This is a genomic window from Pseudomonas sp. R11F (assembly GCF_050312575.1).
GTDB classification, from domain to species: domain Bacteria; phylum Pseudomonadota; class Gammaproteobacteria; order Pseudomonadales; family Pseudomonadaceae; genus Aquipseudomonas; species Aquipseudomonas palleroniana.
The window spans coordinates 99,902-115,906 of sequence record NZ_JBNPJU010000039.1 but is presented as its reverse complement, the minus strand read 5'-3'; the positions used below and the strand labels follow the sequence as shown (position 1 = coordinate 115,906).

Here is a 16,005-nt window from a genome sequence, read left to right as displayed (position 1 = left end):
CCCTTTTCCAGAGAACACAAATGAGATTGTCCCGTTTCTTCACCGACACCCCGCTGAGTCTCGGCGATCACGAATTGCCCGAAGCCCAGGCGCATTACATCAGCCGCGTGCTACGCATGACGGAAGGCGACGCCGTGCAATTGTTCGACGGTTCCGGCCAGGAATTCCTGGGCAGCTTGCTGGAAGTCGGCAAAAAGCGCGTCACCGTGCAGCTGACGGAGCGTTTCGCAGGCCAGGCCGAATCACCGCTGCACATCCACCTCGGCCAGGGCCTGTCCCGGGGCGAACGCATGGACTGGGCGATCCAGAAAGCCACCGAACTGGGCGTCAACGCCATTACCCCGATTTTCAGCGAGCGTTGCGAGGTGCGCCTCAAAGACGAACGCGCCGAAAAACGCCTGCTGCACTGGCGCCAGGTGGCGATCAGCGCTTGCGAGCAATGCGGACGTTCAACGGTGCCGGTAATCCATCCGCCGCTGCTGTTGGCGGACTGGTTGAAGCAGACCGAGGCCGACCTGAAGCTGGTGCTGCATCCGGTCGCGGCGCCGCTGGTCAGCCATGCCAAGCCCTCGAGCCTGGCCTTCCTGATTGGCCCCGAGGGTGGGCTGACGGACGCCGAAGTCGAAACCGCCCAAGGCGCCGGCTACCATGCCGCCCGCCTTGGCCCACGGGTGTTGCGTACCGAGACGGCACCGGTGGTGGCGCTGGCGGTGGCCCAACAACTGTGGGGCGATTTCTAAGCCTGTTTGGTAAAACTAATCCCGATAATGTGGGAGCAAGCCATCTCCCACCTCTATCCAGGCGGGGTTATCAGTCCACCGGGTCACTGACCGGCTTGGCGATAATGGCCTTCAACTCAGCGGTCATCGGGAATTCCAGGTTCAGGCCCTTGGGCGGAATCGGCTGTTCAAACCAGCGCTGGTAAATCCCGTTGATCTCCCCGCTGCGATACAGGTCGCCGAGTGTCTCGTTGACCACGGCCAGAAATTGCGGTTCGTCCTTGCGCACCATGCAGCTGTAGATTTCCCTCGATTGCTCCTTGCCGACCACCACCCAGTGGTGCGGGTCCCTGGCCTTGGCGCGCTCGCCGTACAGCAGCGCGTCGTCCATGTAGAACGCCGCCGCACGGCCGGTCTCCAGCATCTTGAACGCTTCGCCATGATCCTTGGCGCTGATCACGAACATATTGGTTTTGTGCTCGGCGTCATAGCTCTTCAGGAAGCGCTCGTTGGTGGTGCCCGCAGTGGTCACCACGTTCTTGCCCTTGAGGTCGTCGAACCCCTGGATGCCACTGTCCTTGGCGGTGAGCAACTGGCCCTTCACGTAGATAAAGCCATAGGAGAAGGCCACCTGCTTCTGTCGCTCGGCCGTCACCCCGGTGGACCCACACTCCAGGTCGACGGTGCCGTTCTGCACCAGGGGAATGCGGGTCTGGGAGGTCACCAGGTTGTATTTGACCTTGAGGTCCGCCACCCCGGTTTTCTGCTGGATGCGCTCGACGATCTTGTTCGCCAACTCCACCGAATACCCCATGGGCTTGCCGCTCTGGTCCCCTACGTAGGAAAACGGCACCGATGCGTCGCGGTAGCCCAGGGTGATGGACCGGCTGCTGGCGATCTTGCTCAGCGTGCCCTCCAGCGGTGCTTCGTTCGCATAAGCCTGTGCCCCGAGTAAAAGCCCCAGGGTGCAGCCGCTCAACAGGATTTTTTTCATTGTTATGCTCCGTTGGTTTTTTGGATTATTGACGTACGGCGATCACGCTGATTTCCACCTGTACACTGGGCCGCGCCAGCTCCGCTTGCAGCGTGGTGCGCGTTGGCGCCATGCCCGGGGATAGCCATGCGGACCACACTTCATTCATCGGCGCAAAACCCGCGCCGATATCTTTCAGATAAATAGTCGCATTGAGCAGATGGTCCTTATCGCTACCGGCCTGGGCCAGCAGCGCATCGATCTTTGCCAGGACCTCGCGGGTTTGTGTCGCCACGTCCTGGCCTTCGCCCGGCACCTGCCCCGAAAGAAATACAAGGTCCTTGAAGGTGACGGCGCCAGAGAGGCGCTCGTTGCTGTCGATTCGGCTGATGGTCATGGGACATCCTCATGCGGCGCGGGGCGCCAGGCCCTGCATATCAATGGAAGGAACCTGCTGGCCAATCAACTCAGCCAGCAGTTGGCCGCTACCGCTGGCCAGCGTAAACCCGAGCGCGCCATGGCCCAGGTTCAACCACAGGTTGCTATAAACACTGGCGCCGATCAGCGGCACGCCGGTCGGAGTGGCCGGACGCATGCCTGCCCATTCGACCGCGTGGGCATAGTCGCCGGCCAGAGGGAAAGTCTCCAACGCCTGACGCTTCATCAGCGCCAGGCGCTTGGGTTCAAGGCGGGCGTCAAAACCGACGATGTCCACCATGGCCGCCACCCGCAGTTGCTCACCGATACGCGCGTAGACGATCTTGCGGTCGTAGTCGGTGATGCTCACGCTCGGCGCCCGGTGCTGTGGGCCGATGGGCACGCTCAGGCTGTAGCCCTTGAGCGGATACAGTGGCAGCGCCAACCCCGGCAGGCCCAACTCAGCACTGCGATGGCCGGCCGCGAGTACCAGTTGTTCTACGGGCAGCACTTCGTCGCCCAACTCGACGGCCCGCACCACGCCGTTGGCGTGGCGAATCGCAGTCACCCGCCGCCCCAGTAAAAACCTGCACCGGCCCGACGCCTCAAGCCGCTCGGCGAGCCGCCGGCAGAAGGCATGACAATCAGCCACCTCCTCGTTCGGCGTGTAAATGCCGCCGACAAAACCACCGTCTGCCAGTGCAGGTTCAAGGCGCGCACAATCCACCGCCGACAGCACTTGCTGCTGGAGGATATCCGTGACTTTGCTGCGCGCCTGCTCAAACGTGGCCGAGTGGCGGAAGGTCACCAACTTGCCGTTACGCCGCCAGTCGAAACCGTCCAGATGATCATCCTCGCGCCAGCGCTGCAACGTGTCCTGGCTCAGGGACGCCAGGCGCAGCAGGTGCGCGGCATTGCTCTTGTTGACCGAGCCACGGCAGGCACCAAGGAACGCGGCCATCCAGCGCCATTGCTGAAGGTCCAGGCGCGGGCGCAGCCTGAGCGGCGAGTCACCGCGCAGCAACCAGCCAATGGCTTGCAGGGGGACACCGGCGTCGGCCAACGGCGCGACGTAGCGATAAGACAACTGCCCACCGTTGGCGAAACTGGTTTCACTGCCCACACTGTCGCGAGCCTCGATCAGTGTCACTTCATGGCCCGCCCGCACCAACGCGTAGGCACTGGCCAAACCGATGACGCCACCGCCGATGATGCAAACTCGCTTGGCCATCCCCGCCACCCGTGGTTGAAGTAAGAGGTTCCAAGGGTAGAGGCAGGTGACAGGTCACCGACAATGAATAAAGATGGTCCACCTATAAACAAAGGTTATGGACTTGCCATGCGCTTGCGGCATATCGAAATTTTCCAGGCCATCCGCCAGACCGGCTCCGTCAGCGCCGCCGCGCAGTTGTTGCACGTCTCGCAACCGGCAGTGACCAAGGTGTTGCAACACGCCGAATTGCAGCTCGGCTTCCCGCTGTTCCTGCGGGTGCGCGGTAAATTGCAGCCCACCCCGGAAGCCCTGGCGCTGGAAAGTGAAGTGGAGAAAGTCACCCAGAGCCTGCAAGGGGTGCGGCGCCTGGCCAAGAGCCTGCGCCACGAGCCTGGGCAAAGCGTGCGCATCGGTGCGATTCCGGCGCTGGCATTGTCACTGTTGCCACCGGCGGTGCTCGAGTGGAAGCGTGACTACCCGGACATCGCCTGCGAGCTGTCCAGCGATCACAGCCGCGAGCTGGTCCACAAGCTGTTGATGCGCGAGATCGACCTGGCGCTGACGCTCAACTTCTCCGGCCATCCGGGGCTGACCACCCAGGTGCTGGCCAACGGTGTGCTGGTGGCGTTGGCGTCCAAAGGCTATTGGCCCGAAACCGAGTCGGCTCAACCTTTGGCTTTATCGGATCTGGCCGGCGCACCGCTGATTGGCTTGTCCAGCGCTGACCCACTGGCGGCAAAACTCGAGAGTTACCTGGAAAGCGTCGACCCGGCGCCTCGGGTGACCCTCTCCGTACAGACCTACTCCCTGGCCCGGGCCATGGTGGAGTCCGGCGCGGGCTTGACGGTGATCGATCCCTTCACTGCATCAGGTGCCTCGACGGCCACCACCTGCATCCGCACGCTCACACCGCCGCTGCCCATCACCCTGTATGCCTTGACCCGCGCCGACGAGCCGCCGCCGCATATGCTGGCCAAGCTGGTGGAGATCTTCGGACTGCGCGCCAGGGAGCTACTGGAGCGCTTATAAGACGTAATGCATGATCGCCACGAAGTGCAGCAGGCTGCCGCCGATCACGAACAGATGCCAGATCCCGTGGGAATGCCGCAGCCGGTCCTCCAAGGCAAAGAAGATGATGCCGACGGTGTACAGCACCCCACCCGCCGCCAGCCAGGTAAACCCCGCCGTGCCCAGCGCGGCGATCAGCGGCTTGACGGCCACCAACACAATCCAGCCCATCACCGCGTAGATCACGATCGACAGGATGCGCGCCTCGGAGCGCGGCTTGATCTCCTGCAGGATGCCGATCACCGCCAGCCCCCACACGATGCCGAACAGCGTCCAACCCCACGGGCCACGCAAGGTCACCAGGCAGAACGGCGTGTAACTGCCGGCAATCAGCAGGTAGATCGAAAAATGATCGACCTTCTGCATGATCTCTTTTCGCCGCCCGCGCACGCTGTGGTACACGGTCGACGCGCTGTACAGCACCAGCAACGTAAAGCCATAAATCGCCACGCTGACAATCTTCCACGGGCTGCCATCCAGGCTCGCCACCACCAACATCCACACTGCACCAATACACGCCGCCACTGTGCCGAGCAAATGGCTCCAGGCGTTGAATCGTTCACCGTGGTACATCTGTCACCGACCTCCCTAACCGTTAACCATTGGCGAGCTAGCGTCCAACCTTGCGCATAAGAGTGCAAGCGTCTTGTGACGTTCCGAGGACGCCACGCGGTTTTGCGGGCACAATCGAACGCATTCGAACAAGAGCCACGGCCATGCTGATCGACGAAGAGTTCACCCTCAAGAAGCTGGAAATCTTCCTGGCGTTCATGCGCACCGGTAACCTGGCCCGCGCCGCCGCCGAGCTGCAAACCAGTAACGTCAGCGTGCACCGCGCCATCCACTCCCTGGAAAATGCCCTGCGTTGCCCACTGTTCAAACATGAAGGGCGCAACCTCACCCCGCTGGAAAGTGCCTACGTGCTGGAGGAGCGCGCGCAAAAACTGGTCGCCGATGTGGTCGACAGCGTGCGCCTGACCCGTGAAGCCGCGGGTTTCTCCGCCGAACGCTTCAAGCTCGGCGCGTTGTATTCGCTGACGGTCAAGACCGTGCCGCAACTGATCATGGGCCTGAAAATCCGGCGCAGCGAACTCAACATCGACCTGATCCTGGGCTCCAACTTCGACCTGCTCTACAAGCTCAAGAATATGGAAGTGGACGCGATCCTGATCTCCCTCGATGAGCACGCCAACGACCCTGACTGCGAACAGATCGCGCTGTTCTCGGACGACATCTTCCTCGCCACCCCGGCCGACTCGCCGTTCGATCGCGAGCAGCAGATCGACCTCGCCGCCGTTCGCGACGCCACCTTCATCACCCTCACGCAAGGCTTCGCCACCCACCAGGATGGCAATCGCGTATTCAAGCAAGCGGGGTTCGAACCGAAGGTCGCGATGCAGGTGAATGACATTTTCACGTTACTGAGCATGGTCAGTTCGGGAGTGGGCTATGCCCTGCTGCCGGGAAGGATTGCGGCGGTGTATGAGAACCGGGTGAAACTGATACCGCTGCAACCGCGGTATCGGTTGCAGCAGCATATTGGCGTGGTGTTCTTGAAGGCCAAGGAACGCGACCCGAATTTGCTCGCGCTGCTGGCGGAGTGTCGGATGTATGCCAACCGCCAGACCGCTATCGGGAGCAAGCCCCCTCCCACATTTTGATCTACGCCCCCAATCAAATGTGGGAGCCCCCTCCTGCATTTTGATATGTGAACCCAATCAAGTGTGGGAGGGGGCTTGCTCCCGATGACGCCAGACCAGACAACACAAACTCCAGAGTCAGCCAACCAGCCCACGCACAATGAAGTACAGCACCGAAGGCCCGAGCAAACACCCAAGCCCGGTATGAAACGTCGCCGTCAACGCCCCATAAGGCACCAACCGCCGATCCGTCGCCGCCAGCCCCGCCGTCACCCCGCTCACCGTGCCGGCCAAACCGCCAAACACCATCGCCGAGCGCGGGTTATCCAAGCCCATCCAGCGCGCCGCCACCGGGGTGCCGACCATCACCAGAATCGCCTTGATCAAGCCGGTGGCAATCGACAGCGCCATCACATCCGAAGTCGCGCCAATCGCCGCGCCGGTCACCGGGCCGACAATGTACGTCACCGCACCGGCGCCGATGGTGGTCATGCTAACCGCATCGCGATAACCAAAGGCCCAGGCCATGCTGGCGCCGACAATAAACGGCAGCACCGTGCCCAGCAGCAATGCGATCACGCCGATCAACCCAGCCTTGCGCGCTTCGGTGGCTTGCACTTCAAACGCGGTGGCAACGATGGCGAAATCCCGCAGCATCGCACCGCCCATCAGGCCAATGCCGGAGAACAACGCCACATCGGCCAAACCCTTTTGCCCGCCGGTGAGTGTGCCGCCGACCCAGGCCAGTACCAGGCCAATAACGATGGCAATCGCCGAGCCATGAATGCGCCCGAATGTCAGGCGCTTGGACAGCACCACGGAAATCCACATCACCACACCCACGAAGGCGAATGCGGTAACCAGGCCGTTATGTTCCAAACCTTTCTCGATGAGGTCCCACATATCAGCGACCTCCCGCCGACGCGATCAGCGGCTCTTCAGCGGGTAACGGTTCGCCTTTGTGGGTGCGGCTGATCAGGGCAATCGTGCAACCGCACACCAGTACCGAACCGATGGCCGCCAGTACCGCCACCGGCCCACCGTGCAGGGCCGTCACCACGTTTTGTTGCGCCGCCATCGCCACCACCACGGGGATGTACATCGCGCCCCAGAAGCCCACGCCCATCTCGCAATCCTTGGTCATGGCACCGCGTTTTTGCATCCACAGGCGGGCGCAGATCAGCAGGATCATCGCAATGCCCACTCCGCCCACGTTGGATTTGACGCCCAGCAACACGCCGAGCATGTCGCCCATGATCACGCCCGCTAGCGTGCAGATCGCCAGCAATGCCACACCGTAGATAATCATTGTTGTTGTCCTCAAAGTGCTCGATCGAAATTGTTGTTTTTGTACTTCGAATGCCTTGGGTGGGGCTTTATCGGTGGCGGCGTTCCTCCTCTTGCAGCAGGGCCTGCAAGGTGTCCAGGCGCGCGCCTTCATAGGCGATCACCGTGCCTTGCTCGAACACCCGGCGTGACAGGCCGGTCAGCACGGAGCCCGGCGGCAATTCGATTTGCAGGCGCACGCCGCGCTCGTAGGCGCTTTGCACAGTGCCGCGCCAGTCGACGATGCGGCACATGTTGAACGCCAGGTCATCGCGCAGTTGCTCGGGGTTGTGGATAGGTCGGGCACGCGTGCTGCTCAGGTAGGTGATGCGCGGCGCCTTGAGTGCAACGAAGGCTTGTGCCAACACCTGGGCGGGTTGCTCCAGCAGCGCGCAGTGGGACGGCACGCTCACTGCCAGGCGCTTGGCAATGCCGTTGCCTTTGATGCGCTCGGCGACAAGCGCCATCGCCGCGTTGCTGCCGGCAATGACGACCTGGTTGTCGGCGTTGATATTGGCCAGGTACACCGGGGTTTGCGGGCTGTGGATAGCGGCCAGTAAGGCTTCGACGGTGGCTAGCTGAGCACCGATGATCGCCGTCATGCCATACCCTTGTGGATAAGCCTGCTGCATCAGTTCGCCGCGCAGGCTGACCAGTCTGACCGCGTCGGCAAAATCCAGGGCACCGGCGATCACCGCGGCCGGATAAGCACCGATGGAGAGGCCCGCCACGTAATCCGGTGTGTATTGCAGCTGGCGGGCATGGGCCACCCCGCTGATCAACAGGCACAATTGCACGGCGCGCGTCGACTCAAGGGCTTGGGCGCAATCGAGTTGGCGAACGTCCTCGCCCAAGGTATCGCTGGCTTCATCCAGCACAGCGGAAGACAATGGCTGGAGCATGCCCGGCCGTTGCGCGCCCTGCCCCGGAAACACCAGCAGGCTGCTCATGCCACGGCCTGCCAGGGGTTGAATACGAGGTGCGCGCCGCTGACGGTTTTCAACAGCACTCGGCGTGATGGGCCAGCCCATTCGCGTAAAGCGACCGCGCCGAAGGGCGTTTGCAGTTGCAGGTCCACCGCACACACGGCCGTGTCCAACAACGCCAGCAGGTCCCGCGCGGCATGCCGATCAAGCGGTTCAGGTGTACACAGAATCAAATCCAGATCGCTGTGGGCATGCAGCGCTTCGATGCCGCTGGCCAACTCAAAGCCGGCGCTGCCGCTGACGCCCCAGTCCAAAGACGCAAGCAACGGACGCACCTGATCAAGCGCGCGCAACGCAGGCACCTCCCGCGACGAGCGCCGCTCACGCAGGGCTTGCGGCGTCACGCTGCGCTGCACCGAGTGCAGGGGCATGGCCGTGGCAAAACGTTGCTCGCGCAAACGCCCACGCACACCGACCGCAACAAAGCCAGGCTCGGCGATGGCGCGACGCACCACCACCGGGTGGCCGGCGCTGATCGCCTCCAGCGCCCAGGCCGGTGCATCAGCAGGCAGTTGCGCCGGGGTCATGCCCCAGAGCAAATCGTGCGCGTTCACCATTGCTCCCGCAGCAGTTGGCGTACGTGGCTGGAGGCGGCGCGATTGGAGGCGCCCAGGCGTCCGCTCAAATCGGTGCTGGCGATATCCTTGATCGCGTGCACCAGGCAGTCGCTGACCCGCGCCACGTCATCCGCCGTAGGCTGTTCGATCTGGCTGACCGACAGCGTCTCCCAGAGCAAACCGAGGCTGGCATAACTGTCGATGTCGTAGGCCATGGGCGGCACGCTGGCCGCCAGGGCTTCCAACTCTTCGACGCTGCGCAGGGTCACCCGCGCGGCAGAAGCTTTGCCCATGGCATGCACCATCACACCCGGGTCGCGCAGGGCGATCAAGCGATTGGCCTGGTAGCCGTGGGCGAGAAACGCACCCGACATGGCCTTGCCCACCAAGAGCGCAATCACCGGGTGCCCGGCCAAGCGAGCGCGGGCGTAACTGTCGGCGGCGGCGGCCAGGGCCTGATGAATACCGAGGGCTTCTTCGCGACGCCCGTAGGCTTGGCTGGGCACATCGACGATGGCAATGATCGGACGCCGGTCGCCACGGGCGATGGCGTCATCCACCGCCTTGGCCAGGCCCCAGCCTTCGAGCAAGCCGACTTCCCCATTGCGGGCACGGGCAAAGCGGTTTTGTGGGTCGGTGACCACGGCGATAAAGCGCACGGCTTGCCCGCCCGAGGCAGCGTCGGCGACCCTCAATGAAGCCGGCAAGCCTTCAACAGGCGTCGCCCCGGCGCTCAATGCGTTGAACCACTGCAAGCCTCTCATGGGCGTTCTCCTTGATACAGCTTGCGCACCGTCGCCGGATCGATCTGCGGCGTGGCGTCCAGTTCGGCCAGGCGCGCCAAGTAGTACTCGGCCTGACGGCTGCGTTGTTGAGCGGGTAAACCTTGTTGCAGCAGCGCGGTGACGGTCTGCTGGATCTGCACGGCATCGTCCGCGACATAGCGGTCGGCCAGGCCACTGTTAAAGCGTTGCTCCCCTCCGGTGAGGCTCCAGATGAAAGGCCGGTCACGGGAGTCATACTCATCCAGGCCCGCTTCCTGCTCGATCACTTGCGGGCCGTTCAGGCCCAGGCGGGCTTCACGGGTGACAACGAGGTAGCTGCACAGCCCAGCCGCGATGGACATGCCGCCAAAGCAACCGACACTGCCGGCCACCACGCCGACCACGGGCTGGTATTGGCGCAGGTCGACAATCGCCGCGTGGATATCGGCAATCGCGGCCAGGCCCAGGTTGGCTTCCTGCAAGCGCACGCCACCGGTTTCCAGCAACAGCACGGCACGCGTGGGCACACCGTTGCGGTTGTCTTCGGCCGCCAGCTCCAAGGCGCCAGCGATTTTTGCGCCACCGACTTCACCGAGGCTGCCGCCCTGGAAATTCCCTTCGATGGCCGCGATCACTACCGGCAACCCGGCCATGCTGCCCTTGGCGATCACCACGCCATCGTCGGCCTGGGGTACCACGCCCTGGCGACTGAGCCAGGGCGACATCACACGCTGGAACGGATCGATCAGTTCGCGCAGGGAGCCGGCGTCCAGCAATGCCTTGGCCCGCTGACGAGCGCCCAATTCAACGAAGCTGTGTTTAGCGAGCAAGTCAGTCATGACCGACCTCCTCGAAACCCTGCTCCAGACGCAGCCGCACCACGCCGGGCGTCGCGCCGAAATCGTGAATATCAATGCGCAACGCCGGTGGCGTCTGCTCCTGGAAAATCCGCTCAAACAGGTTACGCCAACGTTGTTCAGCGCCATTCACCGAGGTTTGCACCTGGATCGTCAGCGTGCCCGCCGTGCCTGGCTCCAGCAGCACTTCCAGGTCTCCCGAACCGACACATCCCACCAATGCACGGCCTTTGGGCGGCACCCCGGCGGGGAATTCAAAGGATAAGGTTTCCATCACAACGCTCCGTCGAGGCGGTCGATAAACAGGCAGGCGGCCAACAGGTCGGCAGCGCCGCCGGGGGAGGCATTCAGGGCCAGCAGTTGCAGGTCCAACTCGTGCAGTCGGCGACGTCCGGCGAGGGTTGCGCTGCCGCCGGCCTCCAACACGGCTTGGGCACCCTGCTGCATGGCGCTGATCCCTTCAGGGCCGGCACGGTAGAGCACGCAGGTGTCGGCCAGCTCGGTCATGATCGCCAACAGCGCGTCCAGCCGAGCGTTCTGCTCACCGACGTTTTGCAGGCGGCTTGTACGCAGTTGCGGCAAGCCGCGTTGCATCACCGAAGGGAAGCCGAGCTGGGCTTCCTCGCGAGCACCACGCGCGCCGTAGCGTTGCGCAACTTGTGCGCCGTGGCTCAAGGGCTGCGGCGCATAGCGGTCATTGAGCAGGGCCAGCCTGGCGGCAGTCAGCGTGACAGCGCGAGGTTGCAACGCGGCGGCGGCGGTGAGCAGACCGAGCGCCCAGATCGCCCCACGATGAGTGTTCACGCCTTGAGTGGTGATCAGCATTGCTTGCTCACCTTCGCGCCCCAGCCGCCCGAGGGCTTCGCGCAGGGGCAGGCCGATTTCACCGAACTCGATCGCCGCCTCGGCCATGGCCTTGAACATCGGCCACAACGACAACGCCGAGGCGTGCATCAGGCCCAGGTGCAGATCGCTGTGGGCGCCGTTGCCGCGACGGTCCACCAAGGCGGGTTTGGGCGACAGGTCGGCCTCATCGATCAGCGCATCGACGGCCAGGTCGGCCAGCCGATCGGCAAGGCTGAGTTCATGCAGTTTGAGGGCGCGCATTTACCAGCTCCTGAACTTGGCGGGCGGGTTGTACAAACCACCGGACCACTCCACCAGGTCGGCCACGCTCTTGGCGGCCAACAGCTCGCGGGTGGCGTCGGTACGGCGGATGCCGAGGTCTTCGGGCAAGGCGATCAAACCTTCACGACGCATGCGTGCGGTGTCCTTGGGGTTATGGCGCATGCCGATGGCCGTTACGCCTGCAACGGCGGCGATCATCGCTTGGCGCTCTTCCAGCGAGCGCGCCTTGTACAAGTAGGCAATGCCTTCTTCGGTGAGCAGGTGGGTGACGTCATCGCCGTAGATCATGATCGGTGCCAGCGGCATACCGCTTTTACGGGCGACTTCCACCGCATCCAGCGTGTCGACGAAGGTGGGTTTGCCGCCTTCCTGGAAGGTCTCGACCATTTGCACCACGAGTTTTTTGCCGCGTTCAAGCAAGGCTTCCGGCGCATCGTCGTGGCGCATATCCAGCCAGGCCGGTGTGCCATGCCGGCGGCCGCGCGGGTCGTGGCCCATGTTCGGCGCGCCACCGAAACCGGCGAGGCGGCCACGGGTGACGGTGGAGGAATGCCCATCGCCGTCCACTTGCAGGGTGGCGCCGATAAACAGGTCCACCGCGTATTGGCCGGCGAGTTGGCAGAACATCCGGTTGGAGCGCATCGAGCCATCACGGCCGGTGAAAAATACATCGGGCCGTGCGGCGATATAGTTTTCCATGCCCAGCTCGGTGCCGAAACAATGCACGCTCTGCACCCAGCCGCTTTCGATGGCCGGGATCAGGGTTGGGTGTGGGTTCAGGGTCCAGTTACGGCAGATCTTGCCTTTGAGACCGAGGGATTCGCCATAGGTGGGCAGAATCAATTCAATCGCGGCGGTGTTGAAACCGATGCCGTGGTTGAGCGACTGCACGTTGTGTTTTTCGTAGATGCCGCGGATCGCCATCATCGCCATCAGCACATGCACCGGCTTGATGTGGCGCGGGTCGCGGGTAAACAGCGGTTCGATGTAGAACGGCTTGTCGGCCACCACCACAAAATCCACCCAGCTCGCCGGGATATCGACGCGGGGCAAGTCAGTAACGTCGTCCACCAACTGATTGACCTGCACGATGACGATGCCATCGCTGAACGCAGCGGGCTCGATCAAAGCCGGGGTGTCTTCGGTACTGGCGCCGGTGTAGATGTTGCCGGCGCGGTCAGCCATGAAACCGGCGGAGAGCACCACGTTAGGGATCAGGTCCACCACCAGTCGCGCATAGAGTTCGATGTAGGTGTGAATCGCGCCGATTTCCAGCAGGCCATCTTCCAGCAACTGGCTGATGCGCAGGGATTGGGTGCCGGCGAAAGAGAAATCCAGCTTACGGGCGATGCCTTTTTCAAACAGGTCCAGGTGCTCGGAACGGCCGACACTGGGCATGATCATGTGCAAATCGTGGAGCTTGGCTGGGTCGGCCTTGGCCAGGGAGCGCGAGAGAAAATCGGCCTGCTTCTGGTTGTTGCCTTCCAGCACGACACGGTCGCCGGGGAGGATCAGGGCTTCAAGGGCCTCGACGATTTTGTCACTGGCCAGCACGGCCCCGTCTGCGTATTGCCGGACCAACCCGAGGCGCCGCTGCTTCTCGTCGCGCCGCCGCGTCCAGCGCGAGTCGGGGGTGATTGTTGTTGTCATGGTCGCTCCACGAGGATTGCTGTCGTGGGCTGTACCTTAGGAGTGAAACTGGGGGGTATCAATCAAGCTGGTCGTTGGACTGTTACGCTTGGGTTAACGATAACCCGAATGAACACAGGCATTCACGTTCTATGGGAGGGTTGGCGGTTTTCAAGTACTCCCACATTTGATCAAGTCATTCCCACTGATAGCTCGCCAACAGATACTCCACGCTACTCAGCAATGTCCTCGCGTTGTCAATCAACTGGGCTAACAGCGAATCGTCTTCATCCATATAACCTTCGTACTCCGCCAGGTTACGACGCTCATGACATAGCGCCAGCAACCTCACCGCCACCTTACTCACGTCGCAGGTATGAATCAGGCATTGAAAGACCAGATAGCGTTTCTCAGAGCGATACCCTTGCAGGCGTAGCGCCGTGAGAGCGAGAGCATGAGCGGCGTTATAGGCCAGATCGAAACGACTGGCGAACGATAACTGTGGATTACCAGCGTCCTTCAACCGATCCCTGGCTGAACGCATCAACCCATCGCACTCCTTGCGATCCGGCGGTTCAGCCTTTAAGCCACCACTACGTTGCAGGTTCTCCAGGTTTGCCTTGTTGTCCATCCGTGGGTTCCAGGGGGTTGTCCCCAATCAGGTTGATCTTGTCCTGCTGCATGACCCGCCGTACAAAACTGTTCCCTGCATGCCATTTGCCTATCCAGTCTTCAGGGGTGTAAAGCGTCGGGTTGATGGTGCGGCCCAGCTGTTCTTCCAGCGGCATCAACTGCTCCATGACTTCACTGTAGTTGAGGCTTTCGCCAACCAACATGAGATCTATGTCACTGGATGAGTGCGCCTCGCCCTTGGCGATGGAACCGTAGATAAAGGCCCAGGTTATCTGTTCGGCAAACGGTGTCAGTGCATTGCGCAATGGCTCGTCCAGGCTCAAGGTCTTGCGCACGATGGCCAACAACTCCGAGTAAATCGGACATTGGGGGTTGGCTTGGTAGTGGGTCTGATTGCCCTGGCGTGTCATGTTCAAGATACCTGCCAACTGCAAACGCTCCAGCTCACGGGTGAGACTGCCCTTGCCCACTTGGGCCCAGCGTGCGATTTCATTGGTAAAGAAACTTTGATCGGGCTTGCCGTAAAGCAGGCCAAGCACTTTTTGCTGAGTGACGGTAAAGAGCACAGTGCTGAGCGGCAAGGTATGCATGACGGCGGCCAAAGAGTCCCAAAAAGGGAACGATAGGTCCCATTTTGGGAACGATCAAGTTTTAAAGCACAAGGGATCTCCCGCGCACAGCCGCAATCACAAGTACAGCAGACATAAAAAACGCCCACTGAATGGCTATAGACGCTGGTGCGCCCACGTGCTCAAGGCAAAAACACTTCCTGTAGTGAGCGGGCTTGTCCCGCGCTGGGTGGCGAAGCCGCCCCAACAGGGACGCTGGGGTGTTTCAGATAGACCGAGGCGCCTGGGTTTGGGGCGGCTGCGCCACCCAGCGCGGGGCAAGCCCGCTCACTACATTGAATGTTGCAGGCCCAACGCGCAGCATCGGTCAATCACAACGCCATCACCACCTTGACTCCTCCAAGGCTTTCAAGAACGTAGCTGCTGTACTCATACACTCGCCCCCGAACATCCAAGCGAAGCACGCCTTCATGCCCACTGACTTGCACAGTGGGCTCCTGGGTTTTCAGAAAGGGATGTGCCGAGACCAATGTCTTGAGTAGTTCCTGATCATTTCCCAGATCCTTATGCACGTAGTACCTGTAGGAAAAACCCACCGTCGCGCCACCCTGACCATCCCTGGCGCCGCAGATAGAGGTGCCGTTACCCAGGGAATACTTGAGTACTACCTCATCCAACTGAGGCGTACCGGGGCTCATCAACCAACTGATCGCCAGGTACCCGAGACACATCGCCAGCAGCCCGTTGAGCAGGCCTTGAGCCGGCCATTTAATATCCTTGGCTTTTCGCATATTCGATACCCTCCTTGATCCAGTGCTGGTCAATCTGATCATCGCCGTACGGCGCGTCTCCCCACCAGTCTCCAAACTCCGCCCGGGACGTCCCTGCCGCCTTCTGCGCAGCACCGGCCGCTCGCAACAGCACGCCTTCCGGAATGCCCAGCACCGTGCCGGTAACCCCATAGTTGAAGTTGCCGAACGCCTTTGGCTGTCGATGCAAAGTGCCTATGACCTATGGCATGCCTAGGTCTGGAAGCGAACATATTTGTGTGTGGGAGGGGGCTTGCTCCCGATGGCTTGCTACCTGTCGATACATCCTTGGCTGACCCACCGCTATCGGGAGCAAGCCCCCTCCCACACTCGCTCAGTGGTGTTTGTCAGGAAGCAGTCCCGCAGGGGACCGCTTCACACTTCCGGCGACGGGCTGACTTGCTCCCGCGCACGATCCACCAACAACTGCCCCAACTCCACCATTTGCTGGATCCCGAGCATAACGGCGCGCTGGGACGTGTCCAGGTCAAAAGCCAGATTGCAGGTGAGAGCATTGAGGGAGGACAGGGTTTCGCTGGCGTTGACCAGCAGGGTTTCGGTGTTTTGATGAAGGTTTACGGTGAAGATTGGTGGGTGAGGCGTAGGTTTGATCATGATTCGCAGCTCCGATATGGGATGGAAACTGCCCTCTTCCGCTTGCACGCGAATTAAGGTGGCAGCCGTGCGCAGGTGTGCAAGACCGGGCATATCGGACCC

At 61.9% G+C, this 16,005-nt stretch carries 21 protein-coding genes; 3 read left to right on the top strand and 18 right to left on the bottom strand.

Annotated elements, in window-relative coordinates; genetic code table 11:
* The first annotated feature begins 20 nt into the window (after positions 1–20).
* Positions 21–740 carry a 16S rRNA (uracil(1498)-N(3))-methyltransferase gene (locus tag ACQRBV_RS11205; protein ID WP_411985435.1) on the top strand — a complete coding sequence of 240 codons (720 nt, stop codon included), beginning with the start codon at positions 21–23 and terminating at the stop codon, positions 738–740.
* A 70-nt stretch (positions 741–810) separates the two neighbouring features.
* Here the strand turns inward: ACQRBV_RS11205 and ACQRBV_RS11200 are convergent, their stop codons facing one another.
* The 3 genes from ACQRBV_RS11200 to ACQRBV_RS11190 are packed head-to-tail and all read right to left on the bottom strand — an operon-like array spanning position 811 to position 3,340.
* Positions 811–1,713 (bottom strand): transporter substrate-binding domain-containing protein, encoded by a 903-nt coding sequence (locus ACQRBV_RS11200; protein WP_411985434.1) that lies wholly within the window; start codon positions 1,711–1,713, stop codon positions 811–813.
* Positions 1,714–1,738: 25 nt separating this feature from the next.
* On the bottom strand, positions 1,739–2,089 hold the full coding sequence (locus ACQRBV_RS11195) for a RidA family protein (protein WP_060753430.1): 351 nt from the start codon (positions 2,087–2,089) through the stop codon (positions 1,739–1,741).
* Between the two features lie 9 nt (positions 2,090–2,098).
* Positions 2,099–3,340 carry a D-amino acid dehydrogenase gene (locus ACQRBV_RS11190; RefSeq protein WP_090368263.1) on the bottom strand — a complete coding sequence of 414 codons (1,242 nt, stop codon included), beginning with the start codon at positions 3,338–3,340 and terminating at the stop codon, positions 2,099–2,101.
* 108 nt (positions 3,341–3,448) lie between these two features.
* Between ACQRBV_RS11190 and ACQRBV_RS11185 the strand changes: the two genes are divergently transcribed.
* The gene (locus ACQRBV_RS11185; RefSeq protein ID WP_411985433.1) at positions 3,449–4,351 is read left to right on the top strand and encodes a LysR family transcriptional regulator; all 903 of its coding nucleotides are present in this window, start codon (positions 3,449–3,451) and stop codon (positions 4,349–4,351) included.
* Here the strand turns inward: ACQRBV_RS11185 and trhA are convergent.
* Complete coding sequence (gene trhA, locus ACQRBV_RS11180; RefSeq protein ID WP_060753433.1) at positions 4,346–4,963, bottom strand: PAQR family membrane homeostasis protein TrhA; 618 nt, start codon at positions 4,961–4,963, stop codon at positions 4,346–4,348. The two genes, ACQRBV_RS11185 and trhA, sit on opposite strands and share 6 nt — an antisense overlap.
* Positions 4,964–5,106: 143 nt before the next feature.
* Here trhA and ACQRBV_RS11175 point away from each other — a divergent pair, with 143 nt between their 5' ends.
* Positions 5,107–6,051: a LysR family transcriptional regulator gene (locus tag ACQRBV_RS11175; RefSeq protein ID WP_060753434.1), complete on the top strand. Its 945-nt coding sequence runs from the start codon at positions 5,107–5,109 to the stop codon at positions 6,049–6,051.
* 117 nt (positions 6,052–6,168) lie between these two features.
* On the opposite strand, the gene madM is transcribed toward ACQRBV_RS11175, so the two are convergent.
* The 14 genes from madM to ACQRBV_RS11105 form a co-directional block, all read right to left on the bottom strand.
* On the bottom strand, positions 6,169–6,933 hold the full coding sequence (madM, locus tag ACQRBV_RS11170; protein WP_060753435.1) for a malonate transporter subunit MadM: 765 nt from the start codon (positions 6,931–6,933) through the stop codon (positions 6,169–6,171).
* Position 6,934: 1 nt separating this feature from the next.
* The gene (gene madL / locus ACQRBV_RS11165) at positions 6,935–7,339 is read right to left on the bottom strand and encodes a malonate transporter subunit MadL (RefSeq protein ID WP_411985432.1); all 405 of its coding nucleotides are present in this window, start codon (positions 7,337–7,339) and stop codon (positions 6,935–6,937) included.
* 67 nt (positions 7,340–7,406) lie between these two features.
* On the bottom strand, positions 7,407–8,306 hold the full coding sequence (mdcH, locus tag ACQRBV_RS11160; protein ID WP_411985431.1) for a malonate decarboxylase subunit epsilon: 900 nt from the start codon (positions 8,304–8,306) through the stop codon (positions 7,407–7,409).
* Positions 8,303–8,899: a malonate decarboxylase holo-ACP synthase gene (locus ACQRBV_RS11155; protein WP_411985430.1), complete on the bottom strand. Its 597-nt coding sequence runs from the start codon at positions 8,897–8,899 to the stop codon at positions 8,303–8,305. The genes mdcH and ACQRBV_RS11155 overlap by 4 nt, the downstream gene beginning before the upstream one ends.
* Entirely contained in the window at positions 8,893–9,663 is a 771-nt protein-coding gene (mdcE, locus tag ACQRBV_RS11150) for a biotin-independent malonate decarboxylase subunit gamma (protein WP_411985429.1), read from the bottom strand. The genes ACQRBV_RS11155 and mdcE overlap by 7 nt, the downstream gene beginning before the upstream one ends.
* Positions 9,660–10,502 (bottom strand): biotin-independent malonate decarboxylase subunit beta, encoded by an 843-nt coding sequence (locus ACQRBV_RS11145; protein ID WP_060753440.1) that lies wholly within the window; start codon positions 10,500–10,502, stop codon positions 9,660–9,662. The genes mdcE and ACQRBV_RS11145 overlap by 4 nt, the downstream gene beginning before the upstream one ends.
* Complete coding sequence (locus ACQRBV_RS11140; RefSeq protein WP_411985428.1) at positions 10,495–10,794, bottom strand: malonate decarboxylase subunit delta; 300 nt, start codon at positions 10,792–10,794, stop codon at positions 10,495–10,497. The genes ACQRBV_RS11145 and ACQRBV_RS11140 overlap by 8 nt, the downstream gene beginning before the upstream one ends.
* A complete protein-coding gene (locus tag ACQRBV_RS11135) occupies positions 10,794–11,627 on the bottom strand; it encodes a triphosphoribosyl-dephospho-CoA synthase (RefSeq protein WP_198763247.1) in 834 nt (277 codons plus the stop codon). The genes ACQRBV_RS11140 and ACQRBV_RS11135 overlap by 1 nt, the downstream gene beginning before the upstream one ends.
* Positions 11,628–13,298 carry a malonate decarboxylase subunit alpha gene (gene mdcA, locus ACQRBV_RS11130; protein ID WP_090368242.1) on the bottom strand — a complete coding sequence of 557 codons (1,671 nt, stop codon included), beginning with the start codon at positions 13,296–13,298 and terminating at the stop codon, positions 11,628–11,630.
* Between the two features lie 175 nt (positions 13,299–13,473).
* Positions 13,474–13,908 (bottom strand): hypothetical protein, encoded by a 435-nt coding sequence (locus tag ACQRBV_RS11125; RefSeq protein ID WP_060753444.1) that lies wholly within the window; start codon positions 13,906–13,908, stop codon positions 13,474–13,476.
* Positions 13,871–14,500: a nucleotidyltransferase domain-containing protein gene (locus ACQRBV_RS11120; RefSeq protein WP_104994920.1), complete on the bottom strand. Its 630-nt coding sequence runs from the start codon at positions 14,498–14,500 to the stop codon at positions 13,871–13,873. The genes ACQRBV_RS11125 and ACQRBV_RS11120 overlap by 38 nt, the downstream gene beginning before the upstream one ends.
* Before the next feature lie 350 nt (positions 14,501–14,850).
* Positions 14,851–15,270 carry a hypothetical protein gene (locus tag ACQRBV_RS11115; RefSeq protein ID WP_411985427.1) on the bottom strand — a complete coding sequence of 140 codons (420 nt, stop codon included), beginning with the start codon at positions 15,268–15,270 and terminating at the stop codon, positions 14,851–14,853.
* Entirely contained in the window at positions 15,248–15,478 is a 231-nt protein-coding gene (locus ACQRBV_RS11110) for a polymorphic toxin type 44 domain-containing protein (protein ID WP_205344390.1), read from the bottom strand. The genes ACQRBV_RS11115 and ACQRBV_RS11110 overlap by 23 nt, the downstream gene beginning before the upstream one ends.
* A gap of 185 nt (positions 15,479–15,663) precedes the next feature.
* Positions 15,664–15,903 (bottom strand): DUF6124 family protein, encoded by a 240-nt coding sequence (locus ACQRBV_RS11105; RefSeq protein WP_411985426.1) that lies wholly within the window; start codon positions 15,901–15,903, stop codon positions 15,664–15,666.
* Between the last annotated feature and the right edge of the window lie 102 nt (positions 15,904–16,005).

Coding starts and splice junctions, on each gene's coding strand:
- ACQRBV_RS11135 (WP_198763247.1), bottom strand. CDS start 11,627: ATGCGCGCCCTCAAACTGCATGAACTCAGCCTTGCCGATCGGCTGGCC.
- ACQRBV_RS11105 (WP_411985426.1), bottom strand. CDS start 15,903: ATGATCAAACCTACGCCTCACCCACCAATCTTCACCGTAAACCTTCAT.
- madM (WP_060753435.1), bottom strand. CDS start 6,933: ATGTGGGACCTCATCGAGAAAGGTTTGGAACATAACGGCCTGGTTACC.
- ACQRBV_RS11185 (WP_411985433.1), top strand. CDS start 3,449: ATGCGCTTGCGGCATATCGAAATTTTCCAGGCCATCCGCCAGACCGGC.
- ACQRBV_RS11205 (WP_411985435.1), top strand. CDS start 21: ATGAGATTGTCCCGTTTCTTCACCGACACCCCGCTGAGTCTCGGCGAT.
- trhA (WP_060753433.1), bottom strand. CDS start 4,963: ATGTACCACGGTGAACGATTCAACGCCTGGAGCCATTTGCTCGGCACA.
- ACQRBV_RS11175 (WP_060753434.1), top strand. CDS start 5,107: ATGCTGATCGACGAAGAGTTCACCCTCAAGAAGCTGGAAATCTTCCTG.
- ACQRBV_RS11125 (WP_060753444.1), bottom strand. CDS start 13,908: ATGGACAACAAGGCAAACCTGGAGAACCTGCAACGTAGTGGTGGCTTA.
- ACQRBV_RS11120 (WP_104994920.1), bottom strand. CDS start 14,500: ATGCATACCTTGCCGCTCAGCACTGTGCTCTTTACCGTCACTCAGCAA.
- ACQRBV_RS11195 (WP_060753430.1), bottom strand. CDS start 2,089: ATGACCATCAGCCGAATCGACAGCAACGAGCGCCTCTCTGGCGCCGTC.
- mdcA (WP_090368242.1), bottom strand. CDS start 13,298: ATGACAACAACAATCACCCCCGACTCGCGCTGGACGCGGCGGCGCGAC.
- mdcE (WP_411985429.1), bottom strand. CDS start 9,663: ATGAGAGGCTTGCAGTGGTTCAACGCATTGAGCGCCGGGGCGACGCCT.
- madL (WP_411985432.1), bottom strand. CDS start 7,339: ATGATTATCTACGGTGTGGCATTGCTGGCGATCTGCACGCTAGCGGGC.
- ACQRBV_RS11190 (WP_090368263.1), bottom strand. CDS start 3,340: ATGGCCAAGCGAGTTTGCATCATCGGCGGTGGCGTCATCGGTTTGGCC.
- ACQRBV_RS11140 (WP_411985428.1), bottom strand. CDS start 10,794: ATGGAAACCTTATCCTTTGAATTCCCCGCCGGGGTGCCGCCCAAAGGC.
- ACQRBV_RS11155 (WP_411985430.1), bottom strand. CDS start 8,899: ATGGTGAACGCGCACGATTTGCTCTGGGGCATGACCCCGGCGCAACTG.
- mdcH (WP_411985431.1), bottom strand. CDS start 8,306: ATGAGCAGCCTGCTGGTGTTTCCGGGGCAGGGCGCGCAACGGCCGGGC.
- ACQRBV_RS11200 (WP_411985434.1), bottom strand. CDS start 1,713: ATGAAAAAAATCCTGTTGAGCGGCTGCACCCTGGGGCTTTTACTCGGG.
- ACQRBV_RS11115 (WP_411985427.1), bottom strand. CDS start 15,270: ATGCGAAAAGCCAAGGATATTAAATGGCCGGCTCAAGGCCTGCTCAAC.
- ACQRBV_RS11145 (WP_060753440.1), bottom strand. CDS start 10,502: ATGACTGACTTGCTCGCTAAACACAGCTTCGTTGAATTGGGCGCTCGT.